This window comes from Nostoc linckia z4 (assembly GCF_002608075.1).
Taxonomy (GTDB): Bacteria; Cyanobacteriota; Cyanobacteriia; order Cyanobacteriales; family Nostocaceae; genus Nostoc; species Nostoc linckia.
Genome location: NZ_LAHA01000010.1, coordinates 1 through 22,573, shown reverse-complemented (window position 1 = coordinate 22,573; position 22,573 = coordinate 1). Strand labels below are relative to the sequence as shown.

The window sequence follows — 22,573 nt, the reverse complement described above, 5'->3', positions numbered from 1 at the left end:
TTTTACCCCTATCAATAGTTATTTTAGCCAGATTAGCCACTTAATTAATAATGTGGAAATCTTATTATTAAGTATAGAAATTAGTACACTACTAATTCATTAGGTGTTGAGGAAGACTCAATTACAGTATTAAGCAAAAAAAATGATAGATTTGCGAACTAATTGATTTCTAGAAAATACATTCTCTTACATAGAATGACTATAAAATTTACCATTAATTATATCTATGATTATTTATTAAAATACCAACATTTAGTTATAGGCCAAGACAATTCACAAATTGTTCCTCTAGAAGAAAGAGGAACTCGTTGAAATTTACCTTTAAGTTGCTTTGCTAAATTTCTAAACTGTTGAGTACCGCGACCTTCTCTAGATGAATTAACGCCGAAACCATCATCTATAATGCTCAAGGTGTACCAGCCTTCGGATGCAAAACAAGTGACTTCTAGGCGAGTAACTCCAATGGCATGTTTACCAACATTGCACAAAGCTTCTTCGAGAAATCGGCAGAGTCCTTGTTTTTGTTCTATGCTTAAGTATCGCTCATCTATAGGTTCAAAAGTACGGATTTTAACTTTGATAGTTCTAAAGCAAGGAAAGTCTCGCGCTAAGGTATGGCTATAAACTTGATAAAGAATCTCGTGTAAAGGATCTTGCAAATTTAAGACTAAAGTATTTCCTAAATAAAGGCTACTGTCTTGAGTTGGGGGTTCTCGTTGTAAAAAGTCATAAATTCCTCGGAGTTCGTGGTTTAGTTTTTCAAGTTCTTTTTCGAGTTCGGGAAGTAATTCTTTGATTGGTAAATCTTCGTATTTAACCATTTTTAAAACTTTAGCCAGACTTTGCAATGGCCCATTGTGAATTGTTTCAAATGTGCGTTCAATAATATCTTGTCTGGCTTTAATTCCCGATCGCAATGCTTTATCGCATTGATATAAAGCAGTAAGTTCTATACCATTGAGAGTTAAAACGATAATTGTAGGAATTATTGGAACCCACCAGCCCCAAGTTAAGAGAAAATAACAACTTACAAGTAAGCTGGATGTTGTAGTAATTACAATAATGATATTTGCCAAAGGAGATTTGCTCAATCTAGCGATGGCAATTCCTAAAAATCCCCAAGCAAAAATCCATAGATATTCCCATTCATCTGACCAAGTATTTAAAAGAGGTCTGTCATCAAGTACGGCGCTGACAATTTGGCTAACAGCATGTGCTTGAATTTCTACGCCATTAATTGGTCTTTTGAGAGAGTGATTAGATGTAATTGCTGAAGTAGTTATTAAGTCTTGTCGGCTAGGGGAAGTGATGCCAATAATTACAATGCGATCGCGTAACCATTGGGAGTTAAATTTGTTGTTTTTAATATCATTTAAAGATATAGTTCTAAATCTTTTTCGACCGCTACGAAAATTCAACAGTACTTGAACTCCGGTAACATCAGTTCGGATATAGCCTCCAGAGTTAGGGAAAACCTTTGGTAGTGCAATATTACCAAACTGAATTGTTGTACCATTGCTGCTACTATTTTTGTAGATAATATTTTCATGAGCTAAATCATGAGCTAAATAAACTTCTGCTAAACGTAGAGATAGAGATAACTTTTCTCCTTGGGATGTTGGTGTTATTAATAAACTTCGTCTTAATTTGCCATCAGCATCGATAATTTGATCGTTAAAACCAATTTTTTCTCCAGAAAAATTGGGCGGTGGAGCAATTTGTTTGGGCAATACTTTTTCAATGACGATTAAATTTTTGATATTTTTAAAAGCTGTCAACAGTTCTGTATGACCGGGATTAACCGGAAAATTCCTATAAATATCAAGACCAATCACTCTAGGTTGACACTTGTGTAGTTTCCATAGTAAAGCTGCTAAATCTTTATCTGATATTGAAGAATCTATCAGGCGATCGTCTCGATCTATACCCACAATTATAATTCGTTCATCTATGGATTCTTCAGGACGTAGACGCAAGAAACTATCAAAAGCTAGCCACTCTAAAGATTGCATTGAACCACTCAGACGAGCAATAATCACCAATGCAATGACTATAATTCCTGGGAAGACACCTACACGCCAAATACGAATTTCTTCTTTGATTATTTTCCAAAGCCCAGGCTGCATAAGCTTTCCTCCTAGCCTTTAGCTATAAGTAATTCTTTTCTAGTTTTTTAAATTTAAAAATATTTATTACTCAAATTTAATGACAGAAAGCCCTGAAATTTTAATCAACAGCTAATCAATTAAACCTTCTTCTCTAGCCCTAATTTCAGTTTGAATCCGAATATTTTTTCCTTCATCAGGATAAACATTTAAAGCATCTTGTAACTTACTCCAGTAATGACGCACCATACGTTCAGATATACACATTCGTTCGGCAATAGTTTTGTCTTGTAATCCTTCTTCAAATGCTAAAGTCAATACTCTCAGCCACTCTGGTTTAAATTCTAATCCCGAATAAATTCCTTTAATATCTTTTGTATGAGTTAATCCCTGTAATGCCCAATCAACTCTAGTTAACATTTCTTGGGTGGAAAGACTTTTATCAGCGACTGTAAAACCTCCTTTATGGCTATCAATATCAGGTCTAATTCTCACTAATGTTCTGACATGGGCAGTTTGCACAAGAATATTCAAATTAGGATAATGTTTCATTAAAATTCTGAGTAATTGAACACCGGTGTCAGGTCGCGCTGTGATTCCATAATTTTCTGGAATGGAAAGATCCATAACTACAAGATCTAATTGTAAAGTACTAACTTTAGTGAGAGCATTATTAGCATTTATAGCAGTGGCGATTTCAGCACCAGGGTAATGTTTTTGTAAAATATCTACTGTTCCACTTAAAACTGACTCATGGTCATCAATGACTAAAATTTTCAGCAACGACTTTTCGGACATTTCTTGTTTCATAATTCACAGTCTGTTGATTAAGTACATATTAAAAAAATCTAATAATTAATTACTTATCTAAAAATACGAACAAATATAATAATTACCAATAAAAATGCCAAGAAATTCTCAAATTATTAGTTTTACTAAAACATTTACCAGAAGTTAATAATTGAAAACTTTCACAAAGATAGTTTAATTCTGGTAGTGTAGAATGAAGAAAGAATGTAGATACATTAGAATAAGTGATTTCTACAATTAATTTGCCAATTGTTTTTTGTTGCTTTAAATTGATATAAATTGATGTTAATGCCAAGACTTCTGTTAAAGTTATGGTTAGTAACTCATTTAAAGCTGTTAATACAACTAAGCTACGTTCTGCTGGTTCATGCCGCCAATAAAGAGGCAAATCGATTTCAAAATATAACTGGGGATTAGATACTAACCAAGGTTCTAATAAGTACTCAATAGCTAATGGAAAACTGTCTTGCAGGGATGCTGGAAATAAGCGATCGCTCAGTTGCACTAAAGAGTGATGAAAACTATCAATTTGCTTTAAGCATTCTTGAATTTTATTATCTGATAAATTCAGATTATCTACTGCCAATAAATCTAAATTGCGACGTATTGTAAAAGATTCCTGTAACAAATCATCCCGAATTTTTTCTGCTTCCACAAATAGTTTCATTGATTGTCTAGCAGACCACCATTGCAATGAACGTTGAGTTCTCTGATAAGATGTCAGAAACCATACTAGGGACATAACGTAGACAATTCAAAGTATAATTTTCGTACACAAATTACGGCTCACATAATATTGTTATGTCAGCTATTTTAGTAGCATCAGAAAAAAGTTTTATGCAACCCACGGCATATTTTTTAGAAAAAAATGCCAATCTTTATAAAATCATTGCCAAAAAAGAACCACAATAATTTATCAAAAATTTACAACGTATTATTAGCAAATTTTAGATGAAATCTACTGTATTTGCTACCTTTAAAAAAGACAAAATTCTCTTTCCTCACATCAACAAGAGAGAAGCAGCTATGATGGCTAAATACTAGAGATAAAACGCAATTCAGAATTCAAGACTTCAAATTCAGTATTTAAGAATACTGATTTAGTTGTTTACTTCTTAACAAGAGAGAATAAAAACCTGATTTGCGAGAATTCACTTGGGTATGTTGTATAACTAGCTGATAAAGCAATATGCTTGAGTTAAAGACAAAAATCTGAAACTGGGTATTAATCTGTGGCGTTAATTTTGACAGGTTAAAAAATGTAGACGGATAGACACCACACCTTTCTTGAAATTGAGTGACTTGATAATTAGTAGTGAGTTAAAATCCTCTACTAATTGATTGTGATTCCTGAATTCTGAATTCTTCTTTTTAAATATCAGTGGCTAATCTGGCCTTTCTTAGCATAAATTGTAATACTGTCTCTTCTTGGGAGATGATATTAGCTTTTGCATTCATCCCTGATTGAATTTGGCATTTAAGCTTACCATTGCCAAACTTAAGTGTTTGGGGTTGAATTATGGCTTCAAAATAACCAGTATTAGTTTTCCCATCCATGGGTGTAATTACATCTGGAGAAATACTAGTAACAACACCTTCGAGAGTACCATAATCAGGATATGGGCAGGCGTCAATTCGCAATTGTACTTTTTGGCTAACTGCAACCTTTTGAATTTCTGCGCTGGGAACCATTGCTTTAATTACTAAAGCAGCATCCTGAGGAACAATTTCTGCAATAGATTCGCTAACACCCACAACTTGACCAGGGTTTCGCAAATTTAGCTTGAGAATTGTACCGTCACTAGTAGCGCGAATAATGCTATTTTGCAGTTGAGTTTCAATTTGTTGAACTTCTTTTTGATATTGTTTGAGTTGGCTTTGCATTTCCACTTGCCGCTGCATTAAAGCTTGTTTTTCTTTGTTTAATGTGGCGATACTTGCTTCACCTCTAGCAATTTCTTGAGAAATGCGTTCTTCGGCGATGTCAATTTTGGCCATACTAGGATTAACTACAGCTTCGGCTGATTGCAGTTTAGCTTTAGCAATTTCAATTGATATTTTTTCTGATTCTACTATTAATTTAGTCTGTTGAACAACTAGTTTTTTCTGCTCAAATTCCCGCCTTCCAATGGCTCCCATTTCTGCTAATTGTTGATAGCGATCGCTATCAATTTGAGCAAAGTCTAAATCTGCTTGAGCTTTTTGCAAATTTGCTTTGGCTTTTTGTAAATTAGCTTGTGAAACTAACAGTTCGCTTTGAGTAGAAATTTTTTGTTCTTGATACTCTCGTTGATTGCGTTCTAAATCTGCTTTTGCAGAAGAAATACTGCGTTCTATAAATCTTTTTTCAGCTGATATTTGAGTATCTAAAATAGCAATTTGTGAATCAATTTGAATTGATTGTACTCTACTTTGTTCGATATTGCTTTGCAGCTGACTTTTTTTGATTTGCAATTGTCGTGTATCCAGACGGGCAATGACTTCTCCTTTTTTGACAATTTGATTTTCTTTCACAAAAATACTTTCAATAGTTCCCTCCATTTCTGGTTGCACTAGCTTAGTATCGCCTATTGGACGAATAGTTGCAGCAGTTTCCACCATGACATTGTATTTAATCCATGAAGAAAGAGCGATCGCAGAACCAATACTTCCAAGTAGTAATACTCCAGCTAAAGATGTCCAAGTACTAATAGGAGGAAGAAATTCATCTTTTTCCAGTGATGGAATAAACTTTTGATTATGGGTATAAAGCATATTTCTCCTAATAATTAAATAAGTAGTCAGAATTCAGAATTCAGAATTCAGAATGAATTTTGTACAATTACCAGATTTAAGACAAGAAGGATGAAAAATTCACTATTACACCAAATCTCAGATTTATTAGTAAACAAAACTTTAATTAGGAATTCTGACTCCTGAATTCTGACTCCTGACTCCTGACTCCTGACTCCTGACTCCTGACTCCTGACTCCTGACTCCTGACTCCTGAATTCTGACTCCTGAATTCTGACTCCTGAATTCTGACTCCTGACTCCTGACTCCTGACTCCTGACTCCTGAATTCTGAATTCTGAATTCTGATTCAAGGTATTAAAAAATCTATGTGGTCTCCTGGTTTTGTTCGCAGATCTTCCAAAGAACCTTGAAGCTTTAATTTGCCTCGATCTAGTAATACAATCCAATCCGCCCGATTAACTACCTTGGGGCGATGAGTAATTAAAATCGTAGTTTTACCGCGGCGATGTTGAAACAATTTATCTAAAACTTGTGCTTCACTTACTGGATCGAGTCCACCTGTAGATTCATCTAAAATTAAAACTGGCGGATCTGTAACAATAGCTCTTGCTATTGCTAATCTTTGACGTTGTCCACCAGAAAGATTTGCACCAAATTCACCTAAAATAGTTTGATATTTTTCAGGCAAATTATTAATAAATTCATCAGCTTCAGCTACTTGACAAGCTCTGACAATTTGCTCAAATGTAACATGTGGTGCGCCTAAACGAAAGTTTTCAACAATCGAACGGCTCCAAAAATGAGGCTCTTGGGGAACAAGAACAACCTGCTGACGTAGACAATCAAGAGAAAGGTCTTGGATGTTATAAAGTCCAATACGAATATTTCCAGATTGCAGTGGATATAATCCAGCAATCAATTTGGCTAAAGTACTTTTACCACAACCAGATTTACCGATAATAGCAACAACTTTTCCTCCAGGAATTGTTAAAGAAAAGTTATCTATTAAGTCAAGCCGACCAGCATAATGAAAGTTAATATTTGTACAAACTATATCTGCATTACCGCGTATTTCAGCAAAAGCCTTGATTTCATCGCCCTCATTTTCAGCAGTGGCGTCAATAACTTCTGTGAGGCGTTGTGTAGCCGTTTTTGCCCGCGTAAATTCTTCGACAAAACTAATTAAAGTAGCAATTAAACCCAGGAAATTACCATTCATTGAGTTAAAAGCCAACAGCTGACCAATACTAAGGTTTTCTGCCGGATTAATCACTAAATTACCGCCAAACCACAGCAAAATTACACCACCAATCCCCGCAACTAAGCCAGAAAAGGTATTATTGATAATCCCAATTTGAATTGTACTAAATGTGACGTTAGCCAGACGAGAAAATCTACTTTGAAATTCGTCCCAAAACTGTGGTCTAGATGTGGTAGTTTTGAGAGTGAGAGCGCCTTTAAATGTTTCTACTAAAACCCCTTGTACTTCAGCTTCTTGAACTAAAAGTTCGCGAGTTTTTTGTCGCAAAGTCGGCTGGAATACTATGGTAGATACGCTCATCATCATAGCAATAAATACAGCAACTACCGTAAGTTTCCAGCTGTAAAAAACCATGATACTAAAAGAAATTACAGCAATAAAAAATTGACTTGGTAAACTAATAATTAAGCTGGCAACTAACTGATTAATTTGGCTAATATCTCGTAGGCGACTGACAATTTCACCGCTACGTCTAGCTTCGTAATAAGAGAGGGGTAATCTTAAAATTTGCCGTCCAAATTCCAGAACTAAACTTAATTGTAAACGTTGGGCAAAGTGAGCGATTAAATTAGATTGTACGAATGAAAGACTACGAGAAACAACATTCATCACTACCACAGCGATCGCTACAGTAGTCAGTAATTTTGTATCACCCCGAACCAAGACATCATCGGTGAGAATTTGTAGTAAAAAAGGAGAAGCTAAAGATAGCAATCCCAATGTTAAATTTAAAGGCAAAACTTGAGCTAAAATTGCACGATAAATCCAAACACGCTTGAAAAAACGCCAAAATCCGCCAATTTTATCATCGTCTTGAGCAAAAAAGCGTATTGGATCGGGTTCCAATAAAAGTATTAACCAATCTGTCCAGCCTTCTGCTATCTCTTGTGGAGAAAGATAACGCACACCTACGGCTGGATCTGCAACTAAACATTTTTTGCCTTTCTTACCATATAAAACAACCCAATGATTGCCTTTCCAGTGAATAATTGCTGGTAGTGGCGCTTCATTCATGCGATTGAGAACTTCCGGTGAAGTTTTCACTGGACGAGCATTAAATCCAAGTGTTTCTGCTCCACGTTTCAACCCCAATAAAGTGGTTCCAAATTGCCCAGTACCCACCGCTTCCCGGATGCGGCTGAGAGTAAAAGTACGTCCATAATATTTAGCGATCGCAGCAAGACAAGCAGCTCCACAGTCTTCTTTGCTATGCTGTTTCACAAACTGGTATTTCATAGGTAAATTACTCTACATAATGACAACTAGTACCGCACCGCAAAAAAATTAAAAACTCGAAAATTGAACAATTTTGAATTCCAGCAACGTGGTACTAATGCTATGAAATTTCGTCAGCCTGTTGTTATGTTTTTGGAATTATTAAAATTTATTTGGGAGTTAATTTTTGCTAACTAAATCCTGGAATTTTTTGGCAATCAAAACTAACAAAATATGACCCATATAATCCTATTATGGGTCATATGTGAAAATTTTCTATCAACTTTTTTTCCAGTTTTTCGATAATTTCATATCACCGATGCTGATATTTTAGTCAAGTTTGCGGTAGATTATCTTAATTTAAATTTTGAAAGGTCGGTAATGTCATTTAGATCTAAAGCCAAAAAAGCTAACCCAGCAGTTGCAATCTGTTTAGAACTACCATAAGAACTAGCAATGCTACCATTTGGCCCGGAATAACTACTACCACTGAAAATATTTTCTCTAGATATATAAAAAGTAGTATTTAGGGCAAGATCGGCACCACCAACTACAACTTCAAGTTGTTCGTCAGATAAATCTCTAAATAATTCACCAGACATAGCCGCAAACCTCGTAATTTGAATTCTATGAATTTTGACAATTGTCTACATGAGTTCGTATTAGTAATAAAAATATAGCAATCCTAAATGAGTAGCAAAATTATTCATCAAAATAAAGAACAGGGAACCAAAAAAAAGCATGTACATAGGATTGCTATATAATCAGTTTAGGTGTCAGAATTATATTTCATTCTTTTCCTAAACTACATATTAGTTGATTACTACTTTTACTTGCTTAGCTTAATAACCATATTGCTTTGAAATCTCAAGAATTTCATCAGCATCCAAGGTTAAAAAGGCTATTCCAGCAGTTGTAATACCTGTAGAATTCCCGTTGGAAGAGTCATCACTATGATTGGCATCTGAACTGCTTTCACCACTGACAAAATTTTGGTCTGCTGAATAAAAATTTGCATCGATTTGAAAATCAGTACCACCGGCTACAACTTCTAGTTGTTCGTTAGATAATTCTGTGAACAATACCTGGGACATAGTTAAAAATCTCGTAATTTGGACTTAAAAAATTTGAACTATTAATAATGTGAGTTTGTCATTGAGAACTAGAAATTTAATTTTTTGCTATGAGAATTAAGATGTTTAATTTCTTTTACTCAAACTCACGTATTATACTAGTTCATTAGCATTTTTAGTTGAGTAACCTAATATTAGCGTGGTTCTAAAGCGGGAAGTTGATGAGCTTGCAAGGCTAAGAAAGCTAAACCAGCAGTTTCAATTTGTGTAGAACTACCGTTAGACTTAGCAGTACTACCATGAGGGCCAGACTTGCTTTCGCCATTGAGAATGTTTTCTTTTGCAGCGTAAAAAGTTCCATTAATTTGGAAATCAACACCACCTCCTACAACTTCTAGTTGTTCGTTAGATAATTCTGTAAACAATACCTGAGACATAGTCAGAAACCTCAAATTTGTGATTGGGAAAAATTGAATCATTGGTAACGTGAGTTCGTGATTGAAAAGTCAGAATTTGATTTATTCGTATTAGAGTGAAAATCTCTAATTTTTTCCATCAAACTATTTTCAGCGAACTCACGTATTAGCCAGTTGGCTTTTTTAATTGGTTAACCTAATATGATTATCTTGGTATTTCGGGAAGTTGATTAGCTCCCAAGGCTAAGAAAGCTAGACCAGCAGTTTCAATCTCTGTAGAACTACCGTTAGAGCTAGCAGTGCTACCATTGGGATCGGAACTAGCTTCGCCATTGAGAATATTTTCTTTTCCTGCGTAAAAAGTTGCATCGAGTTGGAAATCAATACCACCAGCTACAACTTCTAATTGCTCGTTGGATAATTCTGTAAACAATACGTTAGACATCATTAAAAACCTCGTAATTTTGATTTGAAAAACTTGAAACATTACTAACTTCAGTTCGTGATTAAGAAGTAAAAAGTTGATTTTTTAGTATTAGAGATTTTATCTCTAACTTGTTTCATCAAACTATTTTCCACGAACTCACGTATTAGTTAAGTAGGGACTTCCAACAAATTAATTACCATTACTTGTGGGATGGACATCTTGTCCGTCTTTAGCTTGGGATGGGCGAGGCGCTCCGAAGTTCTGCCGAAGCCTGCGCTCAGACTTCTCTCCACCCCACAAGAAGTAGTTGATTATTTTTTTATTTGCAAGTCCCTTACCTTGTTTAGCTACTAAATTGCTGTTTAAACTTTAGGAAGCTCAGGAATTTCATGAGAACCTAAAGCTAAGAAAGCTAGTCCAGCAGTCTCAATCTCTGTAGAACTACCGTTAGAGCTAGCAGTGCTACCATTAGGATCGGAACTAGCTTCGCCATTGAGAATATTTTCTTTTCCTGCGTAAAAAGTTGCATCGAGTTGGAAATCAACACCACCAGCTACAACTTCTAATTGCTCGTTGGATAATTCTGTAAACAATACGTTAGACATAGTTAGAAACCTCAATGTTTTGATTCAATGAAATTTGAGTTAGCTATTAGTTGATTGCCTGTTGGTTGGCTGTTCAACTTGCCGCTTGTTTAATACAATATCGGTGAATAACTATGTGAGTCATTTGCATTTTCCGCAGAGTTAATTACCATGCACAGAAAAATTTGTTGCAAGATTAAGCAAATACTTTGTCTGAAAAATACACCTAGATAAAACTTCTATTTTTAGATTCTGTCTTGAGGATGATTATTGAAAAAATCGCTGATTGTAGCAGAACAATACACCCCTAATGTTGGTTGGATATTGGTTCTTGCTGATTATTCGTTTAATGTTAAATTCGCTTCTGTAACTAAAATCACCTTACTAAATCAAATATTCCCTTACAAAGGTCGCAATTTTAGTTACAATACTTAATGGCATTAAGTTAGCGATCGCCTTACACAAAGCTTCTATTTGATTGCATCCAACAATTTGAGATTTCAGATTCACACCATCCCTGTTCCTTACACGTTCCTACCTTTGGGACGACGTACACGCAGTGCCTACAAAACCAAAATGCTTGTAGATGCGTCATTTTCCTCCTTCAAAAGGAGGACTTTGAAAAACTTTTGCCCCCCAAATCAATGCCAGTTGGGGAAATCGAAAGTCTGTGGAACAACTTTAGAAGACTTGTGTGTACGCCGTAGCCTTGGAGAAGGGGCTAGGGAAGATTTATGTTTCAAGCTTCAGTACGTAAGTCCTAATGATATTACTTGCCTGTGCCAATATCATTTGAATTGTTAATGGCTGTAGTTATGTTTAAGCCTCGTTTTCTTCGCTTTTTTCGTCACCTCAATTGGCGCACATTGAAAAAAACTTTCGCTAGGACAATGGAAACAAGACTTTTTGGACTAGCCTCAGAAATTGCTTTCAACGCCATGTTATCGTTGTTTCCAGCGATTCTTGCTTTGCTCACAGCTATTGGCTTATTGGCAGAATCTTTACAAAACACTTTTAAACAACTGGCCACACAACTAAGTCAAGTTTTACCTGAAGAAGCTTTGGTTTTAATTCGTGATTTTGCTACCACAGAAATTACCAATTCCAAAAACAGCGGTTTATTTTCTCTCAGCTTTTTATTAGCAATTTGGACTGCTTCTGGCGCGGTGAATACTGCAATGACAGCCCTCGACCAAATCCATCAAATTCCCAGAGAACAAATACGTCCTTTTTGGAAAGCCAAGCTTGTTTCTTTGGGATTAACAATCGGTACAATGTTGCTTTTAGTGTCAGCTTCTTTTTTAGTGTTTACCAGCGATTGGCTCTTAGGCATGGTAGCACGCGAAAATGGTTCTTTAATCTTTTTGTTTGAGATTTGGCAACTGTTACGCTGGCCTTTAGCTTTAAGTATTGTTGCTTACGCTTTTGGCTTTATCTATCGCTACGGCCCAAGTGTCTGGAACTCAGGCACACCAATGATGCCCGGAGCGATTTTAGCAGCTATATTTTGGGCTATGTTATCTGCTATGTTTCGGCTTTATGTGGCGAACTTTGGCAATTATAATAAGGTATATGGTGCAGTTGGAGCTGTGATAGTTTTGATGCTCTGGCTGTCAATGAGTGCTGCTGTAATGTTAATCGGCGACCAGTTGAACGTGATTGTTGGGGAAGATATGCGTTCCAAACTACAGTCAAGATCTGCCGAAAAATATTAAAAAATATTAAAAATAAATCTTGCTTGGAAGAAACTTTTGCAAAAGTTCGAGACAAGAGTAAAATGTCTAACGATTGAATATAAATAAGCGATCGCTTTCATGCCTGATTCTTCTTTTCGGTCTTCCATGATTGAACCTGATGCCAAAGCACCTACCTTAAAGCGCCTCCGTCAAATCAGTCGGGTGCTGGATAACGCTATCACAATTCCCGGAACTAAAGTCGGCATAGGTATAGATCCAATTATCGGATTACTACCTATTGGTGGCGATTTTTTGGGAGTGATGTTTTCTTCTTACATTATTTTAGAAGCAGCACGCCTTGGTGTCTCTAGAGCCACCTTAGGCAGAATGGTTGTAAACGTAATTATTGATGGCTTAGTAGGGGCTATTCCAATTTTTGGAGATTTTTTTGATATTGCCTGGACAGCTAATAATCACAATCTCAAACTATTGGAAGAACACTTAAAATTTCCCAGCCAGCAAAAAAGTGCAGATAAGTGGTTTATTATTGCCGTTTTGATTGGATTGTTGCTCATCTCCATTGCCTTAGTCGCATTACCCGTCATTCTAATTAGAATATTGTGGAACGCCTTAACCGGTAGTTAAATTAATAGAATACAGAATACAGAATTCAGAACTCAGAATTCAGAATTCAGAAGATTTTAAAACTCAAGCTCAATCATTTTAATAAAACTCACAAGCTATAGTACTCTTGACTTTATATTTATTCTGACTCCTGACTCCTGACTCCTGACTCCTGAATTCTGAATTCTGACTCCTGACTCCTGAATTCTGACTCCTGACTCCTGAATTCTGAATTCTCACTTTTCACCTTAAATTATTGATATATCCAGGAATGAAAGATTGGTGGCAAGCCACTTTTCCTAAAGGGCGGCAAAATTTAGTTATTACTGATACTCATGGGTATCCTGTACAAATTGCATATGGCGAAAAAGGTAAAGGCAAACCGCTCATTCTCTTACATGGTATGGGCAGTTGGAGCTACAATTGGCGCTATATGATAGCTCCATTATCTAAATATTTCAGAGTAATTTGTTTTGATGCCAAAGGTTTTGGTTTTTCAGAAAAACCATTGTCTCGTAGAGAACAAAACGGTCATCAAGTTATTGAATTTCAAAGAATTATTCAGGCATTATGTGATGAACCAGCAGTGATTGTAGCTGAATCTCTCGGCGGATTAATTGCCCTTGCTCTAGCTCAAGAACATCCCCAATTAATTGGGCGATTGATAGTAGTAAACGTACCTATCTTTACCGAAGGTTTACCCCATTGGGCTATGTGGTTACTCGCCCAAACACCTCTCGAAATCATGCAAACAATAGACTCATTGCGTCTGGCGTATCTGTTTGCACCGTTATTTCGAGAAATAATGGCCATGGAAAGACGTGCAGTACTATTCGATCCTTCAATTCTGACACAGGAAGATATCTATTGGATAACTTATCCGTTTATTGAACTACCTGGCACCATTGCTAAAGTTGCCGAAGAGTTACAAATAGCAGCCCGCGAAATAGAGAATTCCCAAGCAAATAAACCAAATATGCTCACTAAAATTCAAAATAATTTGCCTAAAATTCAGTGTCCTACACTAGTTTTGTGGGGTGAGCAAGATAGTTGGTTTCCTGCTAGTCATGGTGCAAAATTACATCAGCATATCTCTAATTCCAAATTTCAAATTTTATCTAACTGCCGTCATGATGCCTCAACTGGTGCTTCTGAGGTACTGAATGCAGCAATTCTGAAATTTTTACAAGATACTGCATTTCTCTAAAAAATTGAAAATATTTGAATTTTCAATTGTTCATCCTCCCCCTTAAACACGTTGGCTGTTAACCATCAACAGTCAACAGTTAACAAACTAAAACTTCTCCATAAAAAGAGAGTGGGAGGAAGCATATCAATTAGCTTTCCAACTCCCACTCTATCATTTGCTACTGAAGTGAACAGGAATGTATACAAACGTTCCTTGCGATTTGGGGGCTAATGTGTACTTCAAGAACAACGCCCATATACACTAAATATTCCTGTTGTAGCAAATGTCAAACTTAATTATTGATATTTTTCTACTCAAAAAATCCTTTTATCGTAATTATTTGAAACAGCTTTTTCTGTATTAACCTCTTAAGAAATAATGTTTTTTGCCAAAACATTTGCTTGCTTGGTAGTCCCTGATAACAACACCCTTGAAGTCGTTTATCTACTATAATTTAGCTTGCTTAATTTCAATTCGGTTGCCATTTTGGCAGGTTTTTAACTTTTTAAAAAAGGTGAAACTACTAAATAATACCAATGCCAAATTCACACATTCCCTCTTGGAAGGTCAGAACAACGACTGAAATCGTTGTATGCCTTTGCTGCTCCTTGTTCCCTTTCTTAACTAGATAATTTATTTTTCACAACTGCTGATACCAATTTGCATTTATAAAACAAAACCTAATTTCCAAATTTCTATTCCCCATCCCCCCAGAATGAGAATTGCCATAGCCTAAAAAATAAGATTCCTGACTTCTCAAAGAAATCAGGAATCTTAGTCACCTTAATTAACAAAAAATATTAATTCGACGGGTTTTTACCTTACAGTATTTTAATACTGGCGTAAAATCGCAGACAACGAGCTATCTTTACGAAGATCCATCAAGTCTGCCAACGATTCTTTGCGCGTACTCAAGTGGTGTCTGTGTTCTGGTGGTAGAACTGTCACTAAATGCTTTGTTTTAGGTACTGTCTGCATCACAGGCATTAGTTGTGGCTGGGGCACAAAAATTGGCTGGTTTTTGGGAAGGCGCGGTTCCAATCTTGTGTTGCGGGCTTCTGCTATGCGTGCATGATGACGTTCGACCTGTTTTGTGGCTTTTTGTGGTTGTGCTTTTTGGTTAAGCATTCGGAAAATAATCCAGCAACCACTACCACAACTGAGGGCGATCGCAACCACCATCCATAAAGGTGTAGGATTAGTATTCTCAGAAGGCGAATATATCGGTTGTTCTACGATGACTGGAGGAATTTCCTCTGTTTCTTCTGATGTTACCTGCCCAGGATTAGTTAAGCTATACAAGGCAAAGGCCCCACTTCCCAGAAACATAGCTAAAGACCCAGTTAACAATAGCCAAGGATGATGTGCAACCAAATATATCAGACCATTTGAGCTTTTTCTTAATTTCGATTTCCTGTTTGTCAGCTCTGGAGTGGCCCCTATTAGTTGGGTTGGCTCGTGCTGTACACTCTGACTCTTTTCCATGATTACTTTCAGATTTGTACCCCTCTAGTGAATAAATTGTACTGGAGGAGTTAAACATCAGGTATCCGTAACAAAAGTTCAGATTTGAGTAACTTTTTTGTAAAACAAAGGTTACCAAATGCAACGAACTTTTGCCTAAATTCTGTATTGACTGCTACTTTTTTCTGGAACAATCTGGAAATTTGTTTGCTGATTTTTGTGGTCAGTTCGGAGAATGTCTTTCAACGGCCAGTTGAATTAATCGATCTACTAATTCCGGAAAAGGAACTCCACTATGTGCCCACAGTTGAGGATACATACTAGTTGCAGTGAAGCCTGGTAAGGTGTTGATTTCGTTAATTAAAACTTCTTGTGTCGCTTCCACGTAGAAAAAATCTACCCTGGCCAAACCTGCGGCATCAACAGCTGCAAAAGCTTGCAAGGACATGTCTTGAATTTGACGGGTTATGGCATCTGGAATCCGTGCTGGTATCAGTAAATCTGCTTTACCATCAGTATATTTTGTTTCATAATCGTAAAAATCGCTGTCGTATGTAATCTCTCCAACGACAGAGGCTTGGGGTTGGTCATTACCTAAAACGGCACATTCCACTTCCCTTGCCACCACACCAGCTTCTACAATTATTCGTCGGTCATAACTAGCGGCATTATCTAAAGCAGCTTCTAATTCAGGGCGCGATCGCACTTTGGCAATACCTACCGATGAACCTAAATTAGCAGGCTTGACAAAAGCAGGGTAACCCAATGTTGCCTCAATTTCATCACATAATTTCGGAAAAACACAAGGATTAGACCAAACTTGCCCTCTAGTTATGGCTTTGTATTTCACCTGCGGTAGTCCTGCCTGCTCAAACGCCATTTTCATGGCAATTTTATCCATCCCCATGGCCGAACCTAACACCCCAGAACCCACAAAAGGCACTTGCATCAAGGTGAGTAACCCTTGAATTGTCCCGTCTTCACCGTTGGGGCCGTGGAGAATGGGAAACCAAACATCCACTTCCGCAACTTGAGAGGGTGATTGCCATTGGTTGAGAGTTTGGGTTTGAGGGTTGGATATCAGATGTCCTCCAGAACTTGATTCTTGGGATTCCAATAGCGGGATACCGCTTCCTAAAACCTTTTGGGGTGCTTCCCCCGCCAGAGTGCGTCCATCTTTTTGGATGTAAAAAGGCAATATTTCGTACTTACTAGTATTTTGCTCTGCACTCAAGGCTTTAGCGATCGCCCGTGCTGAGTTGATCGAAACTTCATGCTCTCCTGAACGACCGCCAAATAATAACCCCACCCGCAGCTTAGTCATTTTCAGTACCTCGAAACTCCTCAAGCAGATAGCGTATCACAACCAACAAAAGTTGCCATATTTTTCCTTAACTTTTGGTGGGTAAGACTAATGTGGCGATCGCTGAGAAAATAGATCGGTAGCTACAAAATTCGCTACGTTGTTTAATTTACTTTTCAAGCGGCGAAAATTTTGGAGTTTTGCTGCCACGGTAAAAGATGATTTCATCTTTACCAGTACTGTTAAAATGCATAAATGTCAAAAAAGCAACATCTTTTCAACAAAAAACTCGGTTGGTCGTTGGATGAGCGAGATCCAAAGTTCATTGAATCTCTGATGCCTCTATTTGGCTTTTTCTATCAATACTATTTCCGAGTTCAAACTAGTGGCTGGGAAAATATTCGACCTGAAGAAAAAGTCTTGTTTGTCGGTTCGCATAATGGAGGACTGGCAGCTCCAGATATGACAATGATGATGTACGACTGGTTCCGACGCTTTGGTGTCGAAAGACCAGTTTATGGTTTAATGCATCCCAAAGCCTGGGAAGTTAGCCCCCCATTAGCCCAATTGGTTGCCAAGGCTGGAGCAATTATGGCTCATCCCAAAATGGCTTACGCTGCCTTGCGCTCTGGAGCTAGTGTGCTAGTGTACCCAGGGGGAGCAGAAGATGTTTTTCGACCTCATCATTTGCGTAACAAAATTTATTTTTCTGGACGCCAGGGATTTATCAAGTTAGCCTTGCGGGAAAATGTGCCAATTGTACCTGTGATTTCTTGGGGTGCCCACGATACCCTGATTGTGCTTGCTGACTGCTACAAAATTGTGCAGCAACTCCATGAATGGGGAATGCCTTGGCTGCTGGGAATTGACCCGGAAGTTTTTCCCATTTATCTAGGGTTACCTTGGGGATTAGCAATTGGCCCCTTGCCTAACATTCCCTTTCCTGTAAAATTATACACGCGGGTTTGTCCAGCCATTGTATTTGAACGGTATGGTCGGCAAGCAGCTTGCGATCGCCACTATGTCAACGAATGTTATGAATTAGTTGTTAGTCAGATGCAGCAAGAGTTAGACAATTTAATAAAACTCTCTACTCAGTTATAGAGACTTGGAAAATTTATAAAAATGCAGGCTGAAAACCCTTGAAGAACAGGCGCACAGCGCCGTATTCCGTACTTTAGGCAAGGGATGAAAGCCGCTTTAAGGCGTTTACGCCTCAGTCATGTTTTCAATCACGCTGTTGTTCAATATATCGTTATTATAAACAACAAGGGGGTGATAAAGTTGCTAGTTCTAGAGTACAAAGTTAAAGCTAAAAAACTTCAATATTTAGCCATTGATGAAGCCATTAAAACTACCCAATTCATTAGAAATAAATGTTTGAGGTATTGGATGGATGCACCAAGAGAGGTAAAAATTGATAGGTTTGCTTTGAATAAATATTCAACAGAACTACGCAACGAGTTTAAATTTGTGGCTAACTTAAACTCAATGGCAGTACAATCATCAGCCGAAAGAGCATGGTTAGCAATATCAAGGTTTTACGAAAATTGCAAAAAGAATGTATCAGGTAAAAAAGGATATCCAAGATTTCAGCATGACAATCGCTCTGTTGAGTACAAAACATCAGGCTGGAAGCTAAACCCAACCAAACGCCGAATAACCATTACTGATAAAAAAGGTATAGGCGAGTTAAAACTGCTGGGCAAGTGGGATATTCAAACTTACCCAGTAAAATCAATTAAACGTGTTAGATTGGTGCGTCGTGCTGATGGGTATTACTGTCAATTGTGCATTAATGTTGAGGTTTCAGACATTCAACCATTGACAGGTAATGAAATCGGTTTAGACGTTGGAATTGAGAGCTTTTACACTGACTCCAACGGACATCAAGAATCTAATCCAAAGTTTTTGAGACAGGTTGAAAAATCTGTTAAACACGCTCAAAGACGCATTTACAAAAAGAAAAAAGGTTCATCAGGACGTAAAAAAGCTAGAGCTATATTTGCTAGAAAGCACTTGAGAATAAGTAGGCAACGGAATGAACACGCTCTTGAAATAGCGCGTAACGTGTGCAAGTCTAACGACTTAGTAGCCTATGAAAACCTGCAAGTGCGTAATTTACTGAGAAACCATTGTTTGGCTAAGTCAATTGCTGACGCTAGCTGGTATTTGTTTAGGCAGTGGATTGAGTATTTTGCCGGGTTATTTGGTAAGGTAGCTATTGCTGTGGCTCCACATTACACATCACAAAAATGTTCAAATTGTGGCACAACTGTGAAAAAATCCCTATCAACTCGTACCCATGTTTGTAGTTGTGGGTGTAATTTGCATAGGGATGAAAACGCAGCAATTAACATTTTAAATCTTGCTAGACTTGCTAGGGATGGGCAATCCCGAAGTAACGCTGTAGGACTCGTTGCCGCTACTCTTTTAGGTGAAAGCCTATTAGAGCAAGTAACGAGGTAGATTACAGAATCCCCGCTCCTTTAGGACGGGGAGTGTCAATAAGACCACAGCCTTAATAGCAAAACCTTTGGGAGCATCCAATTTTTTAAAATTGAGATCCTCCCAGTAATAGTTATCACACTATGTATGGATATACGAATCCATCAATCCAAGACTACAACTCAAGAATTGGTTTGCTGTTAGAATTTATTACCTATTATTTTTTCAACTCCCCAGACTGGATTCGAACCAGTGACCAATCGATTAACAGTCGATCGCTCTACCGCTGAGCTACTGAGGAACGCTCACGATTTATAATCTTAAACCTAATCAATCAAATTTGGCAAGTACTTTAGCTAACTTTTTTTGAGGAGATGCTTTATTAAAGAATTTTGCAGGCAAAACCTACTCTAGAAGCTAAGCTAAGACTTCTCGAACTAATATCTACTGTAGCCCCATTCGTAATTCAGCCAGACGCTGGCGCGCTTTGGCATCGATGGCATTGGCTAAAAATCTACTCTTAGATTGTTTGCGTGTATGATACTTTTGTCGCATCCGACAAACCGTAGCTTCCACCTCACCACAGAGTTGTTGTGCAGATAACCATTCAGCCCCGTACCCCTGCACCATCAACTGCTGCGCTCGATCTGATGTGGCGACAATCACACGAGAAATTAAAGATTGAGCTATTTGGTGGCGAAAAGACGCACAAGATTTTTCTATATAAGTGTCTGCTGTTTGCCCAAAATCAGTGTAGTGAACAGATAAAAGCTCTGTAATAATTTCTTTATTACTAGAGCTATTTTGATATTGGGCATCAAAAATTATTTGAGTGGCATAACCTTGAAACGCACTGTAACCAGTCATTGCTTCCACAAGTTCGTTACGTGCAGCCTCCAGTCCAACGCTATCACGGGTTTTTTTTAAGCAAGGCCAAGCGCCTATTATATTGTAGCCGTCCACTAACAAAACGGCTTGGAGTAATGAACGGGGCATGGTTTTTAATCACAATTTTCTAGAGTTAGCAAAATTCATTCATAATTTTTATAATAATTGATGCATTGTATGTAACATAATGTTACATCAAACAAAAAACACCCAAGCTTTATAAAACTGACCTTAAGACAGAGGTAAGAACATAAAACGCGCCTTTGTTTAAAAGGCGCGTTTTATAAAAAGGGATTGGAGAGTTTGGAGAAAAGGGAGACAAGGGAGATGGGGAGATAGGGGAGATGGGGAGGTAGGGGATATAGGGAGGCAGCAAAGAAGAGTTTTTTCCCCTCTGCCCCCCGCCACTGGACTTTTTTCCCAATGCCCAATGCCCAATACCCTTTGCCCTTTGCCCTTTGCCCTATAACCAGTCACCAGTCACCAGTCAACACTCCCAATCTTAATCAAGACGCTTCACTGTGTATTTGCATCAGACGTTGCTTAAGGCGTTGGGCTTCACCCTTATCAACAACAGAACCTTTTTCCAATAAAAAAGCACCGTCACAATAATTTAGCTCATCTAATCGATGGGTTACCCATAAAGCCGTGATCCCTCGACTTTTGACGAGACGGCGAACACCAGCAACTAAATCCAGCTGGCTATCAGGATCTAACAAAGCAGTGGGTTCATCTAATAGTAAGACTTCACAGCGGCGGGCGATGGCTCCAGCAATGGCGACTCGCTGCTTTTGCCCTCCAGAAAGTGCATATATTGGGCGTCGTTGTAAAGTCAGCAAATTTACCGCCCCCAACGCTTCTTCAACCCTGACTCTCACAGCAGCGGGGGGCAACTTTTCTTCCACCAATCCAAAAGCCACATCAGCACCAACTGTTGGCATCACCAGTTGATGATCGGGATTTTGGAAGACAAAGCCAATAGGTTGCAAAACCCCAATTTCACCAGAGTTCGGAGATAACAACCCCGCCACCAGCCTCAGTAAAGTTGATTTACCACTGCCGTTTGTACCCAAAAGCATCCAAAACTCACCCTTAGGAACTTCTAAAGAGCAAGACTTGATTACTTTCTCTCCATTAGGCCAACTGAAGTTTAAATCCTTGACCTCGATGCCCAGTTGAGACATTTGTCAACCCTGTTTATTCAGCAGCGAGAGCAAAAAAGCCAGGTGGTCTACCACTAGCAGTGGTTACACCATCTTTCTGAACAATCTGCACTCCAGAAATCTCACTAGCACGAACAGCAATTTTCTTCTCTGTTTTGCCCTCGCACTTCAGCTCCACTATGTCAGGATTGCCAGAACGCATAGCTGCCAAAATTAGCTGATAGACAGCTTCAGCATCCTCGGCTGATTTACGTTGTACCGAGATCGGAAAAGCAGTGTTTCTGATGCTTAAGTCGATGGTAAACATTTAGCATTAATCAAAATTTAACTGTAGCACTTATTTTAACGTCCACTGACAGATTCTTGGGGAAAGGGGAAAGGGTAAAGGGGAAAGGGTAAAGGGGAAAAAACTCTTCTCCCCATCTCCCCATCTCCCCATCTCCCTTGTCTCCCCTACCTCCCTATCTCCCTTGTCTCCCCATCTCCCCATCTCCCCATCCCCTATGCCCTATGCCCTATGCCCTATTCTCCACTCCGTAATATCTATCAATAGTTAAATTTTATGACAAAAGATCTAGAAAAATTAGAGATTTGCACTTAATATGATTAAAGGTTAGTAAAAAATTGTAAACTAAGTTAACAACTCGGTTAACTTTCTGCATTGTAGAGAAGCTCCTGAATAGCTATCTATAATACAGATACAACCTGTACTTATAACATTTGGAGATTTGCTCAATGACCATCGCAGTTGGACGCGCCCCAAGTACAAGAGGGTGGTTTGACGTAGTAGACGACTGGCTCAAGCGCGATCGCTTTGTATTCGTAGGTTGGTCAGGGTTACTACTGTTCCCCTGTGCGTACCTAGCACTAGGCGGTTGGCTAACAGGCACAACCTTCGTCACCTCTTGGTACACCCACGGTTTAGCCTCGTCGTACTTGGAAGGCTGTAACTTCTTGACAGTGGCAGTATCCACCCCAGCAGACAGCTTAGGGCATTCACTATTGCTGTTGTGGGGCCCAGAAGCCCAAGGCGACCTTACCCGTTGGTTCCAATTGGGTGGGTTGTGGCCATTTGTAGCGTTGCACGGAGCTTTTGGTTTGATTGGCTTCATGTTGCGCCAATTTGAAATTGCTCGGCTAGTAGGAATTCGTCCCTACAACGCCTTAGCATTTTCAGCTCCCATCGCGGTAT

General features: G+C 38.2%; 22 protein-coding genes and 1 tRNA gene. 6 read left to right on the top strand and 17 right to left on the bottom strand.

What is annotated here, in order from left to right; genetic code table 11:
• Window positions 1-230 precede the first annotated feature (230 nt).
• The 10 genes from VF06_RS10500 to VF06_RS10450 form a co-directional block, all read right to left on the bottom strand.
• Window positions 231-2,126 (bottom strand): CHASE2 domain-containing protein, encoded by a 1,896-nt coding sequence (locus VF06_RS10500; RefSeq protein WP_099069626.1) that lies wholly within the window; start codon window positions 2,124-2,126, stop codon window positions 231-233.
• Between the two features lie 111 nt (window positions 2,127-2,237).
• Entirely contained in the window at window positions 2,238-2,915 is a 678-nt protein-coding gene (locus VF06_RS10495; RefSeq protein ID WP_099069627.1) for a response regulator transcription factor, read from the bottom strand.
• A gap of 82 nt (window positions 2,916-2,997) precedes the next feature.
• Complete coding sequence (locus VF06_RS10490) at window positions 2,998-3,657, bottom strand: hypothetical protein (RefSeq protein WP_099069628.1); 660 nt, start codon at window positions 3,655-3,657, stop codon at window positions 2,998-3,000.
• Between the two features lie 629 nt (window positions 3,658-4,286).
• Window positions 4,287-5,669 carry an HlyD family secretion protein gene (locus tag VF06_RS10485; protein ID WP_099069629.1) on the bottom strand — a complete coding sequence of 461 codons (1,383 nt, stop codon included), beginning with the start codon at window positions 5,667-5,669 and terminating at the stop codon, window positions 4,287-4,289.
• Window positions 5,670-5,996: 327 nt separating this feature from the next.
• On the bottom strand, window positions 5,997-8,147 hold the full coding sequence (locus tag VF06_RS10475; RefSeq protein ID WP_099069631.1) for a peptidase domain-containing ABC transporter: 2,151 nt from the start codon (window positions 8,145-8,147) through the stop codon (window positions 5,997-5,999).
• 329 nt (window positions 8,148-8,476) lie between these two features.
• Window positions 8,477-8,728, bottom strand: coding sequence for a CTB family bacteriocin (locus tag VF06_RS10470; protein ID WP_099069632.1), 252 nt, complete (start codon window positions 8,726-8,728; stop codon window positions 8,477-8,479).
• A 240-nt stretch (window positions 8,729-8,968) separates the two neighbouring features.
• Window positions 8,969-9,220: a CTB family bacteriocin gene (locus VF06_RS10465; RefSeq protein WP_099069633.1), complete on the bottom strand. Its 252-nt coding sequence runs from the start codon at window positions 9,218-9,220 to the stop codon at window positions 8,969-8,971.
• Between the two features lie 173 nt (window positions 9,221-9,393).
• Window positions 9,394-9,636, bottom strand: coding sequence for a CTB family bacteriocin (locus tag VF06_RS10460; protein WP_099069634.1), 243 nt, complete (start codon window positions 9,634-9,636; stop codon window positions 9,394-9,396).
• Between the two features lie 184 nt (window positions 9,637-9,820).
• The gene (locus tag VF06_RS10455) at window positions 9,821-10,063 is read right to left on the bottom strand and encodes a CTB family bacteriocin (protein WP_244917972.1); all 243 of its coding nucleotides are present in this window, start codon (window positions 10,061-10,063) and stop codon (window positions 9,821-9,823) included.
• Window positions 10,064-10,404: 341 nt separating this feature from the next.
• The gene (locus tag VF06_RS10450; RefSeq protein ID WP_099069635.1) at window positions 10,405-10,647 is read right to left on the bottom strand and encodes a CTB family bacteriocin; all 243 of its coding nucleotides are present in this window, start codon (window positions 10,645-10,647) and stop codon (window positions 10,405-10,407) included.
• Between the two features lie 794 nt (window positions 10,648-11,441).
• On the opposite strand from VF06_RS10450, the gene VF06_RS10445 reads away from it, so the two are divergent.
• From VF06_RS10445 to VF06_RS10435, 3 genes are all read left to right on the top strand, one after another.
• A complete protein-coding gene (locus VF06_RS10445) occupies window positions 11,442-12,341 on the top strand; it encodes a YihY/virulence factor BrkB family protein (protein WP_099069644.1) in 900 nt (299 codons plus the stop codon).
• 99 nt (window positions 12,342-12,440) lie between these two features.
• Window positions 12,441-12,947: a DUF4112 domain-containing protein gene (locus tag VF06_RS10440; RefSeq protein ID WP_099069636.1), complete on the top strand. Its 507-nt coding sequence runs from the start codon at window positions 12,441-12,443 to the stop codon at window positions 12,945-12,947.
• Window positions 12,948-13,197: 250 nt separating this feature from the next.
• Window positions 13,198-14,133 carry an alpha/beta fold hydrolase gene (locus VF06_RS10435; protein WP_099069637.1) on the top strand — a complete coding sequence of 312 codons (936 nt, stop codon included), beginning with the start codon at window positions 13,198-13,200 and terminating at the stop codon, window positions 14,131-14,133.
• Window positions 14,134-14,946: 813 nt separating this feature from the next.
• Here VF06_RS10435 and VF06_RS10430 read toward each other — a convergent pair.
• The gene (locus VF06_RS10430) at window positions 14,947-15,600 is read right to left on the bottom strand and encodes a hypothetical protein (RefSeq protein WP_257208121.1); all 654 of its coding nucleotides are present in this window, start codon (window positions 15,598-15,600) and stop codon (window positions 14,947-14,949) included.
• A 202-nt stretch (window positions 15,601-15,802) separates the two neighbouring features.
• Window positions 15,803-16,903, bottom strand: a complete 1,101-nt coding sequence (locus VF06_RS10425; protein WP_099069638.1) for a D-alanine--D-alanine ligase family protein — start codon at window positions 16,901-16,903, stop codon at window positions 15,803-15,805.
• A gap of 234 nt (window positions 16,904-17,137) precedes the next feature.
• Here VF06_RS10425 and VF06_RS10420 point away from each other — a divergent pair, with 234 nt between their 5' ends.
• Both VF06_RS10420 and VF06_RS10415 read left to right on the top strand, forming a co-directional pair.
• Window positions 17,138-17,986, top strand: coding sequence for a lysophospholipid acyltransferase family protein (locus tag VF06_RS10420; RefSeq protein ID WP_099069639.1), 849 nt, complete (start codon window positions 17,138-17,140; stop codon window positions 17,984-17,986).
• Window positions 17,987-18,166: 180 nt separating this feature from the next.
• Window positions 18,167-19,351: an RNA-guided endonuclease InsQ/TnpB family protein gene (locus VF06_RS10415; RefSeq protein ID WP_099069646.1), complete on the top strand. Its 1,185-nt coding sequence runs from the start codon at window positions 18,167-18,169 to the stop codon at window positions 19,349-19,351.
• A 208-nt stretch (window positions 19,352-19,559) separates the two neighbouring features.
• Here VF06_RS10415 and VF06_RS10410 read toward each other — a convergent pair.
• The 5 genes from VF06_RS10410 to VF06_RS40580 form a co-directional block, all read right to left on the bottom strand.
• Window positions 19,560-19,631 (bottom strand) — tRNA-Asn (locus VF06_RS10410).
• A gap of 143 nt (window positions 19,632-19,774) precedes the next feature.
• Window positions 19,775-20,326, bottom strand: a complete 552-nt coding sequence (locus VF06_RS10405; RefSeq protein ID WP_099069640.1) for an NYN domain-containing protein — start codon at window positions 20,324-20,326, stop codon at window positions 19,775-19,777.
• A 398-nt stretch (window positions 20,327-20,724) separates the two neighbouring features.
• Window positions 20,725-21,402 (bottom strand): ABC transporter ATP-binding protein, encoded by a 678-nt coding sequence (locus VF06_RS10400; RefSeq protein ID WP_099069641.1) that lies wholly within the window; start codon window positions 21,400-21,402, stop codon window positions 20,725-20,727.
• A gap of 13 nt (window positions 21,403-21,415) precedes the next feature.
• On the bottom strand, window positions 21,416-21,688 hold the full coding sequence (locus tag VF06_RS10395) for a UPF0367 protein family (protein WP_073645675.1): 273 nt from the start codon (window positions 21,686-21,688) through the stop codon (window positions 21,416-21,418).
• Window positions 21,689-21,718: 30 nt separating this feature from the next.
• Window positions 21,719-21,871 carry a hypothetical protein gene (locus VF06_RS40580; RefSeq protein WP_180267333.1) on the bottom strand — a complete coding sequence of 51 codons (153 nt, stop codon included), beginning with the start codon at window positions 21,869-21,871 and terminating at the stop codon, window positions 21,719-21,721.
• Window positions 21,872-22,116: 245 nt separating this feature from the next.
• Here VF06_RS40580 and VF06_RS10390 point away from each other — a divergent pair.
• A partial coding sequence (locus VF06_RS10390; protein ID WP_497804226.1) for a photosynthetic reaction center family protein occupies window positions 22,117-22,573 on the top strand: 457 nt, incomplete at its 3' end.